General features: G+C 71.2%; 16 protein-coding genes and 1 pseudogene. 4 read left to right on the top strand and 13 right to left on the bottom strand.

Annotation, left to right across the window (positions count from 1 at the left end):
* Window positions 1-7: 7 nt before the first annotated feature.
* The 8 genes from HV824_RS06185 to HV824_RS06220 form a co-directional block, all read right to left on the bottom strand.
* Entirely contained in the window at window positions 8-2,497 is a 2,490-nt protein-coding gene (locus HV824_RS06185) for a serine/threonine-protein kinase (RefSeq protein WP_176418150.1), read from the bottom strand.
* Window positions 2,498-2,597: 100 nt separating this feature from the next.
* Complete coding sequence (locus HV824_RS06190; RefSeq protein ID WP_176418151.1) at window positions 2,598-3,377, bottom strand: hypothetical protein; 780 nt, start codon at window positions 3,375-3,377, stop codon at window positions 2,598-2,600.
* Window positions 3,374-4,657, bottom strand: coding sequence for an ABC transporter permease (locus tag HV824_RS06195; protein ID WP_176422875.1), 1,284 nt, complete (start codon window positions 4,655-4,657; stop codon window positions 3,374-3,376). The genes HV824_RS06190 and HV824_RS06195 overlap by 4 nt, the downstream gene beginning before the upstream one ends.
* Window positions 4,654-5,355 carry an ABC transporter ATP-binding protein gene (locus HV824_RS06200; RefSeq protein WP_176422876.1) on the bottom strand — a complete coding sequence of 234 codons (702 nt, stop codon included), beginning with the start codon at window positions 5,353-5,355 and terminating at the stop codon, window positions 4,654-4,656. Before HV824_RS06200 ends, HV824_RS06195 begins: the two co-directional genes overlap by 4 nt.
* On the bottom strand, window positions 5,352-7,007 hold the full coding sequence (locus HV824_RS06205) for a hypothetical protein (RefSeq protein ID WP_176422877.1): 1,656 nt from the start codon (window positions 7,005-7,007) through the stop codon (window positions 5,352-5,354). Before HV824_RS06205 ends, HV824_RS06200 begins: the two co-directional genes overlap by 4 nt.
* A 109-nt stretch (window positions 7,008-7,116) precedes the next feature.
* Complete coding sequence (locus tag HV824_RS06210) at window positions 7,117-7,920, bottom strand: hypothetical protein (RefSeq protein ID WP_163786156.1); 804 nt, start codon at window positions 7,918-7,920, stop codon at window positions 7,117-7,119.
* Window positions 7,921-7,935: 15 nt separating this feature from the next.
* Entirely contained in the window at window positions 7,936-8,982 is a 1,047-nt protein-coding gene (locus HV824_RS06215) for a hypothetical protein (protein WP_176422878.1), read from the bottom strand.
* 10 nt (window positions 8,983-8,992) lie between these two features.
* Window positions 8,993-9,730, bottom strand: a complete 738-nt coding sequence (locus HV824_RS06220) for a PspA/IM30 family protein (RefSeq protein ID WP_176418156.1) — start codon at window positions 9,728-9,730, stop codon at window positions 8,993-8,995.
* A 261-nt stretch (window positions 9,731-9,991) separates the two neighbouring features.
* Here HV824_RS06220 and HV824_RS06225 point away from each other — a divergent pair, with 261 nt between their 5' ends.
* Window positions 9,992-11,359: a HAMP domain-containing sensor histidine kinase gene (locus HV824_RS06225; protein WP_176422879.1), complete on the top strand. Its 1,368-nt coding sequence runs from the start codon at window positions 9,992-9,994 to the stop codon at window positions 11,357-11,359.
* 3 nt (window positions 11,360-11,362) lie between these two features.
* On the opposite strand, the gene HV824_RS06230 is transcribed toward HV824_RS06225, so the two are convergent.
* The 4 genes from HV824_RS06230 to HV824_RS06245 all read right to left on the bottom strand — a co-directional run bounded on the left by HV824_RS06230 (window position 11,363) and on the right by HV824_RS06245 (window position 14,245).
* Entirely contained in the window at window positions 11,363-12,709 is a 1,347-nt protein-coding gene (locus tag HV824_RS06230) for a 5'-deoxyadenosine deaminase (RefSeq protein WP_176422880.1), read from the bottom strand.
* Between the two features lie 20 nt (window positions 12,710-12,729).
* Complete coding sequence (locus tag HV824_RS06235) at window positions 12,730-13,134, bottom strand: cytidine deaminase (protein ID WP_176410488.1); 405 nt, start codon at window positions 13,132-13,134, stop codon at window positions 12,730-12,732.
* Between the two features lie 34 nt (window positions 13,135-13,168).
* Complete coding sequence (locus HV824_RS06240) at window positions 13,169-13,534, bottom strand: TIGR02266 family protein (protein ID WP_255207805.1); 366 nt, start codon at window positions 13,532-13,534, stop codon at window positions 13,169-13,171.
* 300 nt (window positions 13,535-13,834) lie between these two features.
* Complete coding sequence (locus tag HV824_RS06245; protein WP_176422881.1) at window positions 13,835-14,245, bottom strand: SET domain-containing protein-lysine N-methyltransferase; 411 nt, start codon at window positions 14,243-14,245, stop codon at window positions 13,835-13,837.
* A gap of 231 nt (window positions 14,246-14,476) precedes the next feature.
* On the opposite strand from HV824_RS06245, the pseudogene HV824_RS37225 reads away from it, so the two are divergent.
* Together HV824_RS37225 and HV824_RS06250 are read left to right on the top strand one after the other, a co-directional pair.
* Window positions 14,477-14,578, top strand: a pseudogene (locus HV824_RS37225) (B-box zinc finger protein); the annotation flags it as partial.
* 96 nt (window positions 14,579-14,674) lie between these two features.
* The gene (locus HV824_RS06250; protein ID WP_368670944.1) at window positions 14,675-15,250 is read left to right on the top strand and encodes a DUF4328 domain-containing protein; all 576 of its coding nucleotides are present in this window, start codon (window positions 14,675-14,677) and stop codon (window positions 15,248-15,250) included.
* A gap of 98 nt (window positions 15,251-15,348) precedes the next feature.
* Here the strand turns inward: HV824_RS06250 and HV824_RS06255 are convergent, their stop codons facing one another.
* Window positions 15,349-16,653, bottom strand: coding sequence for a thymidine phosphorylase (locus tag HV824_RS06255; RefSeq protein ID WP_176418162.1), 1,305 nt, complete (start codon window positions 16,651-16,653; stop codon window positions 15,349-15,351).
* Between the two features lie 75 nt (window positions 16,654-16,728).
* Here HV824_RS06255 and HV824_RS06260 point away from each other — a divergent pair, with 75 nt between their 5' ends.
* Window positions 16,729-17,919 (top strand): BMP family protein, encoded by a 1,191-nt coding sequence (locus HV824_RS06260; RefSeq protein ID WP_176418163.1) that lies wholly within the window; start codon window positions 16,729-16,731, stop codon window positions 17,917-17,919.
* Window positions 17,920-17,962: the final 43 nt, after the last annotated feature.

Raw genomic sequence — 17,962 nt, forward strand, 5'->3', positions numbered from 1 at the left:
TGTCGCGCTAACGGCAGCGCGGCTGCCGCTTGAGGGAAACGCTCGCCGTGGCCGGCTCATTGCCTGGCGCCGCGTCCGGGACGTCCACCTCCGCCTCGTTGTGGCACTTCAGCTTCAGGGTGAGCTGCCGCGCGCTGGGGGGCACCTGCACGACGGCGGGCGTGGTGGCGCCCATGTCCTTGCCGTCCACGAAGATGGTGGCGCCGGCCGGCTTGGACTCCACCTTCACCGACACCCGCGTCACCAGCGGCTCCAGCTTGAGCGACACCTCCACCGGACCGCCGCCGGACACCGGCACCCGCTTGGACGCCGGCTTGTGGCCAGGCGCGCTCACCTCCACCACCCACTCCGAGCCGTTGAGGGGCACATCCTTGATGTAGGCCGCCACCTTGCCCTGCTCGCGCACCACCCGGCCATCCACCTTCACCTCGGCCGTTGCGGGCTCCGTCGTGAGCACCAACGCCGCGGTGCGCACCAGGCTCTCCAGCACCGCCTGCACGGGCGTGACGTCCTTGCCCGCGGCGACCTCCACCGTCTTCGTGAAGGTGTTGTAGCCCTCCGCGCTCACCACCACCATGACCTTGCCGGCGGGCACCTCGCGCAGGAGCGTCGCGCTGCCACCCTCCAGGGGCACCAGCTGCGTGTCCAGGCGCACCTGCAGGCGGCCGCGCACCTCCGAGGGCACGCCCTGCAGGTCCACCAGCACGTAGCCCACACCGGGCCCCGACACCGCCCAGCCAATCAGCGCCAGCACGAGCACCGCGACCGCGCCAATGCCGCCGAACAGCACCTTCCTCGGGATGGGCGCACGGCCGCCCACGGGCGGCATCGCGCCGGTGGGCCGCTCCGGGGCGTCCACGTCGTCTTCATCGTCGTACGCGGGGGCCACCGGCGCGGGCGGGGCCACGGGCGGCGGCGGGCGCGGCGCGGCCTGCGGGCCGTCGAGCACCGGCACGTCCCGCGTCATCCGAGGCAGGCCACCGCCCCGGCTCACCCGGGGCGCGGGCCCCGCGTCCGAAGGCGACAGCGTGGGCACGGACATGGAAGGCCGCACCACGGGGATGTTCGCGTGCGACAGCCGCGGCGGGCCCACGGGGGGCGACAGGGGCGAGGGCGGCGGAATGACCGCCGTCCTGCCGCTGACGGGCTCTTCATCGCCCGGCGACGAAGGCACCTCCAGCGGGGTGATGGCGCGCCCGACGGCGGCACCCGGCTGCGTCGTGGGCTCCGGCGCGTCCGCGAACTCGTGGTCGCTGGAGACGAGCTGCGTCGCCCCACCGCCGTCATCGTCGGCCGCGGGCGCGGCGGTGGCGGCCGTCAGCTTCGGCAGCGCGGCCAGCGTGGGGGAGCGGCGCACGCCCCCGGGCGACACCGCCGCCATGGAGCCCGTCATCCGGGGCTGCGGCGCCACCGGCTGCACCACCGGCACGGGCGCCGGCGCCGGCGCGGCGGGCATGATGGGGCTGTTGAAGGACGCCGCTTCCAGCGCGGCCTGCATGCCTTCGGGCGGCTTGATGTCCGCGTAGTCCAGCAGGCGCTGCTTCTCGCGCTCCACGTCCTCCGCGAACGTGGACTTCATGTACTGCGCCAGGTCCTTGCGGCTGAAGATGGTGTCGCTGGTGATGAGGAAGCGCTGCAGGTCATCACCCAGCTCGCTGGCGTACTGGTAGCGCTCGTCCACGTCCTTGGCCAACGCCTTGAGGACGATTCGCTCCAGCACCTCCGGGATGCGCCGGTTGTACGTGGTGGGTGACGGCACCTCCGCCTTGCGCACCTTCTCCAACACGCTGAAGTCGCTGTCGCCCACGAAGAGGCGCTCACCGGTCAGCATCTCGTAGAGGCACACGCCAATGGCGAACACGTCCGAGCGCCGGTCCAACGGCAGGCCGCGAATCTGCTCCGGGCTCATGTAGCCGAACTTGCCCTTGAGGATGCCGGCCTGCGTCTTGGTCGCCTTGCCAGCCGCCTTCGCGATGCCGAAGTCGATGACTTTGACCTCACCCTCATAGGAGATGAGGATGTTCTGCGGCGAGATGTCGCGGTGGACGATGTTCATGTCCCGCCCCATCCCGTCCTTCTTCCGGTGGGCGTAGTCCAGGCCTTCGCACATCTTGGACACGCAGTAGGCCACCAGCGGCACCGGAGCGGGCTCGCCCTTCTTCCGGCACCGGTCGAAGATGGCCCGCATGTCCTTGCCGGGGATGTACTCCATCGAGATGAAGTAGCTGCCGACGATGTTGCCCAGCTCGTAGATGGACGCGACGTTGGCGTGGGTCAGCTGGACGCTGATCTTCGCCTCGTCGATGAACATCGAGATGAACTCGTCGTCCTCCGCGATGTTGGGGAGGATGCGCTTGATGGCGACGAGCCGCTCGAAGCCGCTCGCGCCGAACTGCTTCCCGCGCCACACCTCCGCCATGCCGCCAATGTTGATGCGGTCCAGAAGGAGATATTTCCCAAACGGGATGGGCTGCCGCTTCGGTTGAGTGGTCGTCACGTGGGGGAGGGTCCGTTCTCGGCGAGCCTATCGACCGGGGCTCCAAAGGGTCAACCTCGTGAAAGCCCCGCCCAAACTGACCAGGCAGGCAGGCGGCGGATCAGGGCCCGGCCCGAGGAGGACCCGCGTCCGTGTCACCGGCGGGTGACGGTGGGGCGGCAAGGCTGTCTCGGAATGCGGTTCCTGGCTCCGCCTCATCCGGCGGAATGGGGCGCACCAGCAGGAAGCGCGCCTCGCCCGCGACGGACACGACGGCCGGCGAGCCGAAGCGCTCCTCCGCGGGAAGGCCCACCATCGTCACCCAGGCGCCCTGCCGTTCTGGCGCCACGCAGTAGAGCAGCGTCCCCGGGCGCACACCGGGTGCGTCCTGCACGGGGCCCTCGCAGTCCTTTCGGACCTGGAGGGAGTACCCCGGAAGTGGCTCCCCCCGCACGAGGTACGGCGGCCGGCCCAGCTCCTCCAGCAGGGACTGGAGGAGGCGCGGGTCATCCGGCACCTCCAGCGCGGAGGTGCGCTCCTGCGCGGATTGGTGGAAGCGCTGGAGCGCCATGGACGCGATGTCCGTGGACGTCAGGGGCGTGCGGCTCTCCGACAGCACGAGGTCCACGAAGAGCGCGCCCACCAGGACGATGGGCAGCAGCCGGTAGCCCTTGAAGCCCTCGGCCTTGCGCTGGAGCAGGCCCACGACGAACGCGAGCGCGGCCACCGCGGCCACCGCCAGCACCACGGCGGGCCGCTCCAGGGAGGGCACCGTCATGAAGGCGGACACGTCCGCGGTGCGGGCGCGCACGGCGTCGGAGAGGTCGCCTCCGTAAATCCAGGCGATGGCCATCAAGCTCAGCGTGTTGCCAAGCAGCGTCTTGCGAGAAGGAAGTGTCATCCGGCGAGCGTGCGTGCGGGGTCGGTGGCGGCAGCGCGGCGGCTGGGGAAGTACGCGCCCGCGAGCGCGGCGACGAGCCCCAGGGCGACACCGCCGACCACCACCGGCCAGGGGAAGGAGAAGAAGCTGTCGGGCTTGAAGGGGAAGTTGGGCAGGTAGCCCGCCGCCAGGCGGTTGACGCCCAGGGAGAGCAGCAGCGCGGCGGTGGTTCCCGCGGCGCCGCCCGCGAGCCCCACCACGGCGGCCTCGGCCAGGACGATGGCGCGGATGTCCGCGCGTGAGGCACCCACCGCCTGCATGACGCCAATCTCCCTGGCGCGCGCCCGGACGGAGGCGGACAACGCGTGGGCGATGTTCACCGCCGCGAGGACGCAGATGAGCAGGGACAGCAGCGCCAGCGCGGACGTGGTGAGCGCCACCGCCGCGCCCGAGTTCTCCGCCATCCGGCGCTCCTGGTCGTCGATTTCCAGCCCCATGCCCTTCACCGCGTCCACGATGACGGGCACGTGAGACGGGTCCGTGGCGACCAGCGTGACGCCGGAGTAGTTCTCCGCGTCCACGCCGAACGCACGGTTGAGGCGGACGGCCGCCTCCAGCGGAATGGTGATGCCGGCCAGCAGCGCCCGGTCGGACGCCCCCACCACCTGCGCCTGCCCGGGCTGCGTGGGCCCCGACGCGGACGCCGCGGCCACGTAGGAGCGGTTGAACTCCACCGGGAAGCCGAAGCCCACCAGCATGTTGGCGGAGAGCTGCGGCAGCTTGCGCGCCGGGGCGAACGTCTTGTTGTACAGCTCCAACAGCCGCGTGGACACGAGCGCCGGAATCGGCTGCCCCTCCCCCGCGTCCTTGAACTCGCCCAGCTGCACGTCGCCCTGCACCAGCGCCGGCTCCACGCCCAGGGCCAGCACCTCCATGCCCATGCGCAGCCGGGTGCCGAAGAAGACGCCGTCGTAGCGCGTCACCGCGGGCACGCGCACGTTCATCTTCCGGTAGGCGGCCTCCACACCGGGCAGCTCGCGCAGGCGCTCCACCGTGGGCGCGTCCAGCTTGCCACCGCCCAGCAACGAGCCCAGCGACACCGCCGGGGGCACCACGTCCACCAGCCGCGCGTCCGTGGGGAAGATCTTCTCCCGGATGACGGCGCCAACGCCCAGGCCCAGGCCCACGAAGAACACCAGCGCGCCCACGCCCATGGCCACGCCGAAGGCGGAGAAGAAGGCCCCCTTGCGCTCGCGGGCGAGGCTCAGCCGGACCAGCCGGGCCAGCGCGTCCAGCCTCATGGCGAACCTCCCGTGGCCACCTGAAGTCCCGCGCGCTCCTCCACGAGCTGCCCGTCCTTGAGCCGCAGCACCCGTCCAGCCACAGCGCTCATCCGCTCCTCATGGGTGACGCACAACACGGTGAGCCCTTCGCGGTGCAGCTCCTGGAACAAGGCGATGACGCCCGTGCCGGTGGCCGCGTCCAGGTTGCCCGTGGGCTCGTCACACAGCAGCAGGCGGGGCTTGCCGAACAGGGCGCGGGCAATGGCCACGCGCTGCCGCTCGCCGCCGGACAGGCGCACCGGCGCGCGGTCCTTCTTCGTGCCCAGGCCCACGCGCTCCAGCAGCGCCTCCGCGCGCGCGCGGGCATCCGGGGGCACCGCGCCGAAGTGCGACGGCAACAACACGTTCTCCACCGCGGAGAGGTTGGGGATGAGGTGGAAGGACTGGAAGACGAAGCCCACGTGCGTGTTGCGGAAGTGCGCCAGGGCCTTGTCGCTCAGGCCGCGCAGCGTCACGCCGCCCACGCGGAGGTCGCCGCGGTAGTCGACGTCCAGCCCGCCCAGCAGGTGCAGCAGCGTGGACTTCCCGCTGCCGGACGAGCCCACCACCGCGACGAATTCCCCCTCCGCCACGTCCAGCGACATGCCGTCGAGCACGCGCACCTGGGTGCCGTCGCCATCCACGTACGTCTTCACGACGTCCCGGGCTTGAATCACGGCGCGGCCGACGGGCTGGAGGTGGCGGCGGAGGGCGCCAGGCGCAGGGACAGCTCCGCCTGGAGCGCCTTGTCCTTGCGGGACACGGCCAGCGTCACGGCGCGCAGGTCGTCCACGGCCTCCAGCCAGCGCACGGTGGTGGCCTTGATGGCGAAGCCGCCAATGCCCCAGGCCTCCGACGGCAGGTTCTTCACCGCGTCCGACAGGCGCCGCAAATCCAGCACGGCGCTGAAGGCCGCGTCCAGGCCCGCGTCCTTCAGGTCCGCGGCCACCGGCCCGTCACCCGAGGGCTTCGCGAGCGAGGCCAGCGTGGACTCCAGCCGCGCCTTGGGCGAGGCCACCACCAGCCGCCCGCCAGGCGCGAGCGCGAAGTGCGCGCCTTCGCCCGCGCGGTAGGTCGTGAGGTACACGCGCTGGCCGCTCAAGTCCGACGCCTCCACCTTCGCGCCGAAGTTCTCCGCGATGCGCGGCAGCTGCTCCAGCGTGGACTGCATCTTCGGAGCGTCCTCGGCGTCCGCGAGCGCCACCAGGTGGACGAAGCGGAAGGGGTTGGTGCGGCGCAAATCCAACGCCGGCATGCCCGCGCCCAGGTTCACCGTGGGCGACAGCGACAGGCCCAGCACCGCGCCCGGCTTGAGGTTGTCGAGCAGCTCGGTCTTCACGTTGAGGCCGCTGTTCTGCACCGCGCGGGTGAGATAGCCGCCGGCCAGATAGGGCCACACGCCGTCGAGGTGCGACGCGTCCCCGCGGAACCGGGCCACCAGGAAGCTGTCGGCGGGCAGCGGGGCCAGCAGGTCGCTCGCGGCGGGCGCCACCGCGTCCAGCGCCGCCAGCGACGCCTCGGTGTCCGGCCACGGCGCGTCCGCGCTCAGCGTCACCGCGCGGTCGTCGATGCGGCCCGTGAGCGTGACGCCCTGGACGGTGCCCGGCGGCACGAGTCCGGCGCCGCCCGGGAGCCAGACGTGGAAGTCGCGCTGGGCCGGGAGCCGTTGCAGCGACGCCGCCATCACCGGCTCCTTCGCGAGCGAGCGCTCCTCCGGCTGCGTGGCCAGCGTCCCCAGCGTGGCGGCGGTGGGCCCCGCGCCGAGCAGCGCGAAGCGCGTCCCCTTCACGAAGAAGATGCCCAGCGCGGGCGCGGCGCTGCCCGGACGGCTGAAGGTGACCAGGTCACCGCCGTCCACGGAGGCCTGCTGCTTGTCGGACGCACCCAGGCGGCTGCGCGCGAAGTTGCCGAACGTCTCCTCGAGCTTGCCCGCGTCCTTGACGCCCACCACGGAGATGGCGCGGTTGCCGCCGAGGAACGCCGCGCCCGCGCCGAGCTCCGGCGCGATGCCGGCCGTCTCGAGCGCCTGCCGGCTGCGCAGGTCCACGCCAATCTGGCGCATCACCGCGGAGACGTAGCCCTCCGCGGTGGAGAAGTTCTGGAGCTGCGCGGCGAACGAGGCGGCCTTCAGCTTCTGGAAGCGGGCGAGCTTCTCACCCAGCGCCCCCAGGTCATTGATGACCACGGCGGCCTGCGCGTCGCGTGGCAGGTAGCGGGCCACCCCCGCCGTCGCGGCCGGGGCGGCGGGGTCCGCGTCCTTGCCACAACGGGAGCAGCCCGCGACGGCGAGCACGATGAGGAGGGACGGGAGCCAGACTCGGCGGAGCATGCGGGCACCTCAGGCTGCCTGGGGCGGAGAGTCAACCGATTCGTGGGGGCCCCAGCGCCAGTCCGGGAGCCCGGATGATGGGCAGGCGACGGCCGCGGGCCGTGGAGCTTCAACGCACCCGGCCGCCGTGGGGCAGCGGGCCCCGCGTCTCCTCGGAGAACTCGAGGAACTGCTCCATCTGCCGCACGGACTCCTCGGTGGCCTCCGCCTCCGCGCTCAGCATGGTGAGCTGGCGGTTGACGACCTCCGGGTCGCGGATGGCCACGGACTGCTCGTGCGTCAGCCGCATCAAATCTTCGATGCCCGCCAGCTGGTGGCTCACCACCTCGCGGCTCTCACCGGCCTGCTCGAAGCGCGCCAGCCGCTTGCGGAGGATGTCCACGCGGTTCTGCTTCACGTCCTTCAGCCGCGGGTTCGTCTCCCGCGCCAGGTCCGCCTCCAGCTCCGCCACCTCGCGCTGCAGGTGCTCGCGGTCGGAGCTGTTCAGGTACGTGCGGTACTGGTTCAGCGTGGAGATGAGCCGCAGGAAGGACGTCAGCAGCGCATCCAGCCGGGGCTCGCTGTCCGCCTCCAACACCTTGCCGCCCGGCAGCTTCCGGTAGTTGGCGAGGATCTTCTCCTTCAGCCCGACGAGCTGCTGGTAGTGCTCGCGCTGAGAGGGCGCCAGGTCCGCCTGGAGCGCGTCCAGCGCCTTGCGCGCCGCCTCCGGGTCGTCGAGCGTGTTCGCCCGCACCGCCCGCTGGAAGCGCTTCATGGACGACATGACGCCCAGGTAGAGGCCTTCCAGGCCCAGCGCCACCAGCATGGGCAGCGGCTCGCCCGTCATGGCCGCCGAGGCAGCCGCCGTGCCCAGCCCCACCAGGTTGGCGGGCATCATGAAGGCGGCCTTGATGTAGTTCGGCGACTTCGCCACGTCCGTCCTCCAGCGTCAGGGGCCGCGCGCCTCCGACACGTACTTCAAGGCCCCCAAATCCTTCGTGTCCTCCGCGGGAGGCACCGGAGGCCCTCGCTTCAACTTCTGGAAGAGCGCCGCGGCGCTCTGGAAGAGCTCGTCATAGGTGACGGGCGCCTCGCCGGAAAGCCCGAAGAAGGCCCGATTGTCCGCCAGCGTGGCCGGCGGCGCGCTCCGGATGGCTTCAATGGGGTCACCCAGGTACGGCGCCACCTCGCCCAGCATCCGGGCCCCCGCCGTCGGGTCCTTCAACACGCTCTGCCCCGTGTCCAGGAGCCCCCGCAGCACCCGCCGCACCGCGTCCGGGTAGCGCGCGGCGAAGTCCCCCCGGGCCACCAGCACCGTGGCCACCAGGTGCGGCGCATCCGCCGTCGTCGCCAGCACCGCGCGCGACAGCAGCCACAGCGCGAAGTAGTGCGACGAGCCATACGGATACACGCCCAGGCGCTTGCCGCGCAGGGAGGCGAGGTCCGGCACACCCACCGCGGCCAGGGCCTCCTGCCCCCGGCTGCGCCCCACCAGCATCAGCGTGCGGGGCGCCGCGTCCCGCAGCGACGGCGCCCACGCGGCCAGCCGGTCCACGGACAGGGTGGCCATGTCCACGCCGCCGTTCTCCGCGCCAATGGCCAGCGCGTGCCGCAGGTCGTCTTCCTTGGCGAAGAGCACCGCCCGCGCGTCCAGCGCATAGGCCGTCTTCAGCAGCCCCTGCGCCGCGCCGGGCGGAGGCACCGGGTTGTCCAGCGTCGTCGCCCCGCCCGCCGCCACCAGCAGGCCCGCGGAGGCGCCGCGCGGGCTGAAGCCGATGAGCACCGGCCGCAGGGGCACGGAGGCCACGTCCGCCACCGGGGCCGCCACGCCGGCCGGGAAGTCTCCCGGCGACAGGCGGACCGCCTCACGCGTGGACGGGAAGTACCGCTCCTGCAAGCGGTCCAGGTACCCCATGCGCGACGCGAGCACGTAGCTCGCGCCGAGCGCACAGAGGAACAGGAAGAGGAAGAGACCTGGACCGCGGTGGAGCTTCATTCAAGACGGACTACTCGACGCCGACCTTCTTGCCGATGGTCTTCTCCGGACCGCTGCCCACCTCGGACACCGGCGCCGGGCTGCTGACGAGCCCCATCTCCATCTTGAACTGCTTCACCAGCTCGTCGGCCTGGATCTTCTCCGCCTCTTCCTCGATGTTCGCCGCGGTGTGGTCCACCGACTCGAGGGCCATCTGCATGCGGGCCTCGTTGATGGCGGACTTCTCCTGCACCTTGCGCAGCATCTCATCGTGGGTGGAGTCGATGCCCGCCACGGTGAAGGACTCCATCGTGTCGGCGACCTTGGCCTGCCACTTGGCGCGGCGCGCCTCGCGGATGGCGTTCATGGCCTCCTGCGTCTTGCGCTCCTTCTCGCGCATGAACGCCTTCTTCACCGACAGGGCCTTCTCGTAGGCCTGGCGCGCGGTGGCGAGCTGCTGCTCGTTGCGGGCCAGCGCGTCCCGCTCCATCTGGAGCTTGGAGGCGTACTGCGCGGCCAGGTCGTCACGGCCCGCCTGGATGCCGGCCTTCACCTTGGCCGTCAGCGAGCGCACGTCGTCCTGGTACTTGGCGTTCTCCTTCTCCAGCAGCGTCACGTTCGCCCGGACCATGGCGATGGACTCGTTCATCTTCGGGACCTGGTCGTTCAGGTCACGGACGTTCTGCTCGAGAATCAACTCCGGGTCCTCGATGGAGGAGACGAAGAACCCGGCGAAGCTGCGCATTGCTCTCTTGAATCGTTGCCACATATCGGCGGTCTACCTCCGTCCAGACCTACTTGCAGCCACCTTACACGATTGCCGGGGCGAGCAAGCAGACACAGTCCCAATGGCTTCTCTGTCCTTACGCGCTTCTACCTAAGGCGATTGCGGCGGATACAAAAGCGTGACGTGACGGTTCCGCGCCGGAAAATGGGGCCCGCCCGTGCTGCGTCCGCCCTTCCGTCCGCTTCCGCACGATAGGTGGCAGGGCTTGCAAGCAACGAAGGAAGCGGGGAAAACCCACGCCTCGTGACGTCTCCGCCTCCCGTGCCCGGCCCGCTCGAAGAGACGATGTCGCGGGCCATGGACGCCCAGCGGCGGAGCGTCGTCGGCGCGGGCGCGGCGGTGCGGCTCGTCGGCGCCGCCCTCTTCCTGGCCATCAGCACCACGCTGTGGCTGGCCGGAGGCCGGGACTGGGGCGTGTACCCACCCGCGTTGGGGCTCTACGCCTCGGTCGCTGGCGTGCTGTTCATGCTCCGCCAGCGGCGCGTGGCCCGGGGCCTGGGCGCGGTGCAGTCCCTGGTGGACGTGGGGCTCGTGTATTGGCTCCAGGCCACGACCCTGCCCGTGTCGCCCTTTCCGGCGGGTGTCGCGGGCTTCAGCCTGGGCCTGTTCGCGCTCGTCGTCGCCCTGAGCGGGCTGGGCATGCGCGGCACCGTCGTCTACGGCACCGCGCTGCTGTCCGCCGTGGCCCAGGCGACGCTCATGCGGCAGGCGGACGTGGGCTGGGGCGCGGTGGCCATCGCCGTGGTGGCGCTGGTGCTGGTGGCCGTGGTGAGCCACTACGGCACCGGGCGGCTGCGCGGCCTGGCGGTGACGCTCTCCCGCCTGGAAGTGGACCGGGCGCTGGAGGCCCGCCGCTTCCAGGAAGTGGAGGAGGCGCGCCGCACGATTGAGCGCATGCTGGCGGATGCCCAGGCCCAGAACGCCGAGCTGCAGCGGCTGCAACGGGACAAGGAGCAGCTGACCGAGTTCCTGGTCCATGACCTGCGCTCGCCCCTGTCGGCGCTGACGCTGTCCTTGTCGTGGATGGAGCAGGAGGTGCCCCGGCACGGCGGCCTCGGCGAGTCCGTCCGCACGGGACTGGCCGTCACCGCGCGGCTGGACCGGATGATCTCCGACCTCCTGGACGTGCCCCGGCTGGAGGAAGGCCGGCTGGAGCCGCAGCGGGCCACCTTCCCGGCCACGCGCATCGTGGAGGACGTGCGCCGCTCCCTGGAGGGCATGGCGCGCGCGCGCAAGCTCACCCTGGACGCGGAGGTCCCCGCGCGGCTGGAGCTGGTGGGCGACGCCGGCCTGCTGGTCCGCGTCCTGGAGAACCTCACCACCAACGCCCTGCGCTACGCCCCGTCGGGCGGGCGGGTGCGCCTGGAGGCCGGCGCGGATGAGGACGGCCGCTGGCTCGCGGTGCGCAACGACGGCCCGCCCATCTCCGAAGAGGCGCGCGGGCGCATCTTCGACAAGTACGGGCAGGCCGACCCGGAGCGGGACAGCCGCCGGGGCTACGGCCTGGGGCTCTACTTCTGCCGGCTCGCCGCGGAGGCCCACGGCGGGCGGTTGGCGGTGGAGGACGCGCCCGGCTGGTCCACGTCCTTCGTGCTGCGGCTGCCGGCCTGAGCCTCAGCCGCTGCGCGCCTTCTTCTGGCGGCGCTTGAGGATGCGCGCCACCTGCGCGTTCGCGTTCGCCAGGACGGAGGAGGCGTCCAGCGTGGTGAGCACGCCGTCGCGCAGCACCGGCTGGCCGTCGATGAAGACGTGCGCCACGTCGCTGCCCCGCGCGGAGTGCACCAGCGGCACCAGCACGTCCTCGGGCGTGGGGCCCGCGTGCAGGCCGCTGACGTCCACCACGGTGATGTCGGCGCGCTTGCCGGGCTCCAGCGAGCCCACCTCGTCCTCCAGGCCCAGCGCCCGGGCGCCGTGCAGCGTGGCCATCTCCAGCACGCGCATGGGCGTCATCGCGCACGGCCCCACGCGCGGGTTGTGCATGACCGCGGCGAGCTTCATCTCGTAGAAGATGTCGAGCGTGTTGTTGCAGGGCGCCCCGTCAGCGCCCAGCGCCACCGCCACGCCGGCCTCCAGCAGCTCCGGCACCTTGGCGATGCCCGACGCCAGCTTGAGGTTGGAGCCGGGGCAATGGCACACCACCGTGCGGGTGTCGCGCAGGAGGTCCTGCTCCTCCTGGGACAGCCACACGCAGTGGGCCATCGTCACGTGCGGGCCGGACATCCCCACCGTGTGGAAGAAGGCCACGTTGTCCTCGCCGCCGGTGTACTGGCGGACCGCGTCCGTCTCCTTCGCGTTCTCACTGGCGTGGGTGTGGATGCGCAGGCCGTGCTCCCGGGCCAGCCGCGCCACCTCGCGCAGCAGCGCCGGGGTGCAGGACAGCACGAAGCGCGGGGCGAAGGCGTAGCGCAGCCGGCCGTCGTGCGTGCCGTGCCAGCGCTCCTTCAGCGCCAGGCTCTCCCGCAGCGACGCCTCGGTGCTCTCGCGCAGGCCCGCGGGCACGCCCGCGCCCGCGTCCATCATCGCCTTGCCGCCCACCAGCCGGAAGCCGGAGTCCCGCGCCGACTCGAAGACGGCGTCGTAGTTGTACACGCTGCCCATGTCGAGCGCCGCCGTGGCGCCCGAGCGGATGAGCTCCGCGAAGGTCAGGTCCGCGGAGGCCCGCATGGACGCGGCGTCGTGCGCGGCCTCGAAGGGCCAGATGCGCTCGCGGAGCCAGTCCAGCAACTCCAGTCCATCCGCGCGTCCGCGGAAGAGCGTCTGACAGGCGTGGAGGTGGCCGTGGATGAGGCCCGGCAGCACCACCTTGCCCGTCACGTCCACCACCCGCCGGGTGCCCCGGGGCTTGAGGCCCCGGCCCACCTTGGCGATGCGCCCATCCTGGACGAGGACGTCCGCATCCACGAGCACCTCGCGCTCGCGGTTCATCGTTACAACCGTGCCACCAGTCAGGAGCAAATCCACGGCGTGCTCAGGCTCTCTCTTTAGAGGAAGTCTTTGGTGAAGGCATGCGGCAGCAGCCCTCCCAGGGTGTAGCGCGCCTCGCCGCCCTTCGGCGTCCGGCTGCGCACGGGCAACTCCTGCCCGCCAAACTCGGCCATGACCTGGCGGCACATGCCACACGGAGGACAGGGCTCGGGGGTGTCCACGACGATGGCCACGGCCACCGGCTGGGTGTGCCCCTGGGCCACTCCCGCGGCGAAGGCATTGCGCTCCGCGCAGACGGTGAGCCCGTAGGTGGCGTTCTCCACGTTGCAGCCGGCCACCACGGCGCCGTCCGCATAGAGGACGGCGGCCCCCACGGGGAACCGTGAATAGGGCACGTGGGCGCGCGCACGCACGCGCGCGGCTTCCTCGAACAGGCGCTCCCAGGGAACCTCGTCCGCCATGACGCCCTCCTACACGAAGCCGGATTGCGGGCCGTTACGAGCGGGCCGTACCGCGCTGCACGTCATCCAGGTGGCGCGCGATGGCCAGTTCGGACTCCACCGGCAGGTCCACGAAGCGGACCCGCGCCGCCGGGCCGTTGGCGCCCTGCGTGACGTGGAGCACCTCACCCTTCGCCACCACCTCATCGGGGAGCATGGGCAGGTGGAAGCGGACTTCCACCCGCGTCCCCTGCGCCCACCCGGAGCCCTGCCAGGCGCAGCCGCCCAGGGACAGGTCTCCCTCATGCTGCTCGAAGTCCCCCGAGCTGTCCTCCCGGCGCACCTTCAGGCGCATGGGGACCCGGGGTGAGTCCCGTCGGTCCTCGGCCTTGTCGCTCATCGAGTCGTTCCTCTCGGCCATCGCCGCTACCTCCCTGCCGCTCATGCTCGCGCCACCGCCACGCATTTGAAACCCACGTCCCCGTGGGTCCTGGCCCGCGAGCCCATACCGTAGACGCGTGCCGCCGTCTCGTCCGAGACGACGTCCACCCCTCCGACCGCCCTCCCCGCCTTGTCACGACGCCTCGTCATCTGGGCATCATACGAGGGAACACCCGCGCGCGAGGCCGGGAATTTGGGGCCCCACCGTTCCAGGCCGGGCCATTTGGCGGATTGCCCGCGCCCCACCGGGGGCCCGGCGCGGGGGGGCTGGGCGAGGCGCTCAGGCCGGGACGCCCTGATCCCGGGACGCCCACCAGTCCTCGCCGTAGCTGATGCAGAGCTGCTCGCCGGGGTGGATGTCCCGCAGCGCGTGGTAGCAGAAGACGTCCCGGGTCGCCTCGCGGTGATAGGACGTGTTGGGCTCGCGGGCGTGGTTGTAGATCATCCCATACCCCAGCACGAGCGCCACCCACTCGCCCTGCCGGGGTACTTCGTGCGCGGCCCATTTGAGCAGGAAGACGTAGTCCTGGAGCTGGGGGTTCTGGGAGAGGGTGCGCTGCAGCTTGAGGTAGTGGCATTCCTCGATGAGGTCGCCCGCCTTGATGAAGGCGTCGGTGAAGACGCCGTAGCCCCACTCGCACGGCCGGACCTTCACGCCCGGATGGATGTACAGCGCCGCGCCCTGGTTCATGTTCCCCTGCCCCGAATGGCTCAGGGCTGAAGGATGGCGCCTTCCCTGTGCGGGGTGAAGCCAGAAGGTGCCGACCGTCTCCCGGTGGCGGGCCGGGTCCGGGGCACCTCTGTGCGACGACGGGCCCTCCCGCTAGAGTGCGCCGCCGAAGGTCCTCCTCCCGCCCGCTCCCTATTCGTTCCAACGCGCGATGCGTGCGCGGCGGCCTGCCCTTGCCCTGACGACACCATGATGACCGAATCCGCCGTTCCCGAAACAGCCCCCGTCTGCCCTGAACATGATGGCGAACCGTCCACGGGGACGTGTGAGCGGTGCGGGCGCTTTCTCTGCGCGAAGTGCCGGACAGCCCAGGCGGGTGTCTGCGCACCCTGCTCCGCTCGGCAGGTCCAGGCGCTGCCCTTCACCCGGGCCCGGACGCGGTGGGCGAGCGTGGCCCTGGCGGCGAGCGCGGTCCTCGCCGTCCCGGTCGCCATCCTCAACCTCTGGCTCTACCTGAGCTTCGAAAATGGGAGCCCCAGCCTCGAAGACGCCGAGTCCTTCGACCAACTGAACGCGCTGCTCGCGCTCCCCTCCCTGCTGACGATGCTCGCCACCATGGTCCTCTACCTGCGCTGGCTGCGCCTGAGCGTGAAGACCGCCAATGCCCTGGGCTTGAGCGACGAATCAACCGGCTGGGCCACGTTCTGCTGGTTCATTCCGTTCGCCAACCTCGTCAAGCCGCTCGAGGTGGTGCGGGGCCTCTGGCAAGCATTGGGCGGCCCTCCTGAGCGGCGGTCCATGCTCACGGCCTGGTGGGCGACGTGGATCCTCAGCAACATCATCAGCAACGTCGGCAACACCTTCGCCCGGGCGGATACCGCGAGCGCCTCTTCGCTGTCCGTGTCGCTCCTCGCCGGGATTCTCGCGGAGAGCCTCTCCATCGCGGCGGCGGTGCTGTGCATCCGCGTCATCCGGGACATCGAGTCGCTGCTCGTGGCCCGCAGGGCGGAGGCGGAGGCGACCTGACCGGCGCCACTCCCTGAGGCGCCACGTGAAAGGAGCCCCGCGCCGCGCCCTGGCAGGGCATCGACGGGGGCTCCCGGGTCACCACTCAGCGCCGCGCCCTACTCCACCCGCTCGCGGATGAGCGGCCGGGCCGCGGGGGCCGCGTCGCCGAAGTGGTACGCGGCCAGGAGGCGCGCCTTCACGTTCTCCAGCGGGGCCGCGTCGTTGTAGTGCACGCGCACCACGGGCTCGCCCTGCTTCACGGACTCGCCCGTCTTCTTCAGCAGCGTAAAGCCCACGGCCGGGTCAATCTTGCTGTCCGTCCGCTGCCGGCCCGCGCCCAGCGCCACCGCCGCCAGGCCCACGCCCTCCGTGTCGATGCCGGTGACGAACCCGTCCCGGGGCGCCACCACGTCCGCGGTGGACTTCGCCTGCGGCAGCAGCGAGTAGTCGTCGATGGCGCGCGGGTCTCCCCCCTGCACCTGGACAATCTCCTTCAGCTTGCGCACCGCGCTGCCATCCTCCACCACCTTGCGCAGCTGCTCGCGCGCCTCCTCCACGGAAGCGGCCTTCTTGCCCAGCACCAGCATCTCCGCCGTGAGGGCATACGTAATCTCGGTGTAGTCCTCCGGCGCGTTGCCGCGGAGCATGTCCACCGCCTCGATGACCTCCAGCGCGTTGCCCACCTTGCGGCCCAGCGGCTGGTCCATGTCGGTGAGCAGGGCCACGACCTTCTTCCCCATCTCCGCGCCCAGGCCAATCATCGTCTTGGCCAGCGTGCGCGCGTCCTCGTCGCGCTTCATGAAGGCGCCGCTGCCCACCTTCACGTCCAGCACCAGCGCGTCGATGCCCTCCGCCAGCTTCTTGCTCATGATGGAGGACGCAATCAGCGGGATGCAGTCCACCGTCGCCGTCACGTCCCGCAGCGCGTAGAGCTTCTTGTCCGCGGGGGCCACCTGCGCCGTCTGGCCAATCAGGCAGCAGTTCACCTCGCGCACCAGCCGCCGGTACTCGGACGTCGGCAGGTTGACGTTGAAGCCAGGGATGGACTCCAGCTTGTCCAGCGTCCCCCCCGTGTGCCCCAGGCCGCGGCCCGAAATCATGGGCACCGGGACGCCGCACGCGGCGGCCAGCGGCGCCAGGCTGAGGGAGACCTTGTCGCCCACCCCGCCCGTGGAATGCTTGTCCACCTTCACACCCGGCGTGTCGGACAGGTCCAGGACCTCGCCGGACTCCAGCATGGCGCGGGCCCAGGCGCCCAGCTCCCGGGAGTCCATGCCCCGGAAGAAGATGGCCATGCACATGGCCGCCATCTGGTAGTCCGCCACCGTCCCCGCCGTATACGCCTCGATGAACGCACGGATGTCCGCCGGATCCAGCCGGCCGCCATCCCGCTTGGCCTTGATGAGCTCGTAGGGTTGCACGAGGCGAGCCCATAGCAGGAACCCACCCCTTCATGCACTCCGGGAAAGGGCGGGCATCTGGTAGATAAGCGCCTCATGATGCTCCGCCTCCACGTCCTCGCCCTCACCGCCCTCCTGTGCGCGTGCTCCAAGCAGAAGGAAGAAGCGCCCCCCTCCGGGGCCCAGGCCCCCGCCGCCGGGAAGACGGAAAAGAAGGCCCTCCCCGTGGGGCTCGTCATCGACGTGGGCGGCCGAGGAGACCACTCCTTCAATGACGCGGCGCTTCGGGGCCTGGAGCTGTGGGCCGCGGGCAAGCGCTACGAGGGCGGAAAGTACGTGGACGCCACGCCCGCCGAGGTGCGCCAGTCCCTGCCGCCCCACCTGGCCGCGGACGCCGCCCGCTTCCAGTCGCTGGCCATCCAGCCCATCGTCCTGCAGAGCAAGGCCCAGGAGGACTACGTCCCCAACCTCCAGCTCCTGGTGGACCAGGGCGCCCGGCTCACCGTGGGCAACGGCTACATGCTGGCCAACGCGGTGCGCACCTCCGCCCAGGAGAACCCGAAGTCCCAGTTCCTGCTCATCGACAGCCAGGTGCTGGACGCGCAGGGCAAGGCCATGAAGCTGCCCAACGTGCGCACCGTCCTCTTCAAGGAGCAGGAGGGCAGCTTCCTCGTGGGCGCGCTGGCCGGGCTGGTGACGAAGACGAACAAGGTGGGCTTCGTGGGTGGCATCGAGGTGCCCCTCATCCAGCGCTTCGAGGTGGGCTACCGCGCGGGCGTGAAGACGACCAACGCCCAGGCGTCCCAGGCGCTCATGTCCGTCTACACGGGCAGCTTCAACAACATGGCCGCCGGCAAGCAGGTGGCGCAGGACCTCATCTCCAAGGGGGCGGACGTCCTCTTCCACGCCGCGGGCGCGGACGGCATCGGCGTCATCCAGGCGGTGAAGGAAGCGCGCGCCGCGGGCAAGAGCGTGTACGCCATTGGCGTGGACTCCGACCAGGCGCACGTGGCGCCGGACGCCATCCTCACGTCGATGATGAAGCACACCGACCTGGCCGTGTACCAGGCCGCGAAGGACCTGGTGGACGGCACGTTCTCCGCGGGCGAGCAGGTGCTCGGCCTCAAGGAGAACGGCGTGGGCATGGCCCAGGTGCGGGTGGACTTCCCCGGCAAGGCGGAGGCGCTCCAGAAGGTGGAGGCCCTGCGCCAGCGCATCGTCTCCGGGTCGCTCCAAATCCCGGCCGTCCCGGCGGACCTCGCCTCCTTCCAGGCTGCCGCGCCCTGATTTCCCTCCGGAACATCCACAAGGCCTTCGGCACCTGCGTCTC

Origin of the sequence: Myxococcus sp. AM009 (assembly GCF_013372605.1) — a bacterium.
In the GTDB taxonomy this organism is placed as follows: Bacteria; Myxococcota; Myxococcia; order Myxococcales; family Myxococcaceae; genus Myxococcus; species Myxococcus vastator.

Excerpts from the sequence above, each read along its gene's own strand:
- HV824_RS06190 (WP_176418151.1), bottom strand. The coding sequence starts at position 3,377 with ATGACACTTCCTTCTCGCAAGACGCTGCTTGGCAACACGCTGAGCTTG.
- HV824_RS06195 (WP_176422875.1), bottom strand. The coding sequence starts at position 4,657 with ATGAGGCTGGACGCGCTGGCCCGGCTGGTCCGGCTGAGCCTCGCCCGC.
- HV824_RS06205 (WP_176422877.1), bottom strand. The coding sequence starts at position 7,007 with ATGCTCCGCCGAGTCTGGCTCCCGTCCCTCCTCATCGTGCTCGCCGTC.
- HV824_RS06215 (WP_176422878.1), bottom strand. The coding sequence starts at position 8,982 with ATGAAGCTCCACCGCGGTCCAGGTCTCTTCCTCTTCCTGTTCCTCTGT.
- HV824_RS06220 (WP_176418156.1), bottom strand. The coding sequence starts at position 9,730 with ATGTGGCAACGATTCAAGAGAGCAATGCGCAGCTTCGCCGGGTTCTTC.
- HV824_RS06235 (WP_176410488.1), bottom strand. The coding sequence starts at position 13,134 with ATGGCGGACGAGGTTCCCTGGGAGCGCCTGTTCGAGGAAGCCGCGCGC.
- HV824_RS06240 (WP_255207805.1), bottom strand. The coding sequence starts at position 13,534 with ATGGCCGAGAGGAACGACTCGATGAGCGACAAGGCCGAGGACCGACGG.
- HV824_RS06245 (WP_176422881.1), bottom strand. The coding sequence starts at position 14,245 with ATGAACCAGGGCGCGGCGCTGTACATCCATCCGGGCGTGAAGGTCCGG.
- HV824_RS06260 (WP_176418163.1), top strand. The coding sequence starts at position 16,729 with ATGATGCTCCGCCTCCACGTCCTCGCCCTCACCGCCCTCCTGTGCGCG.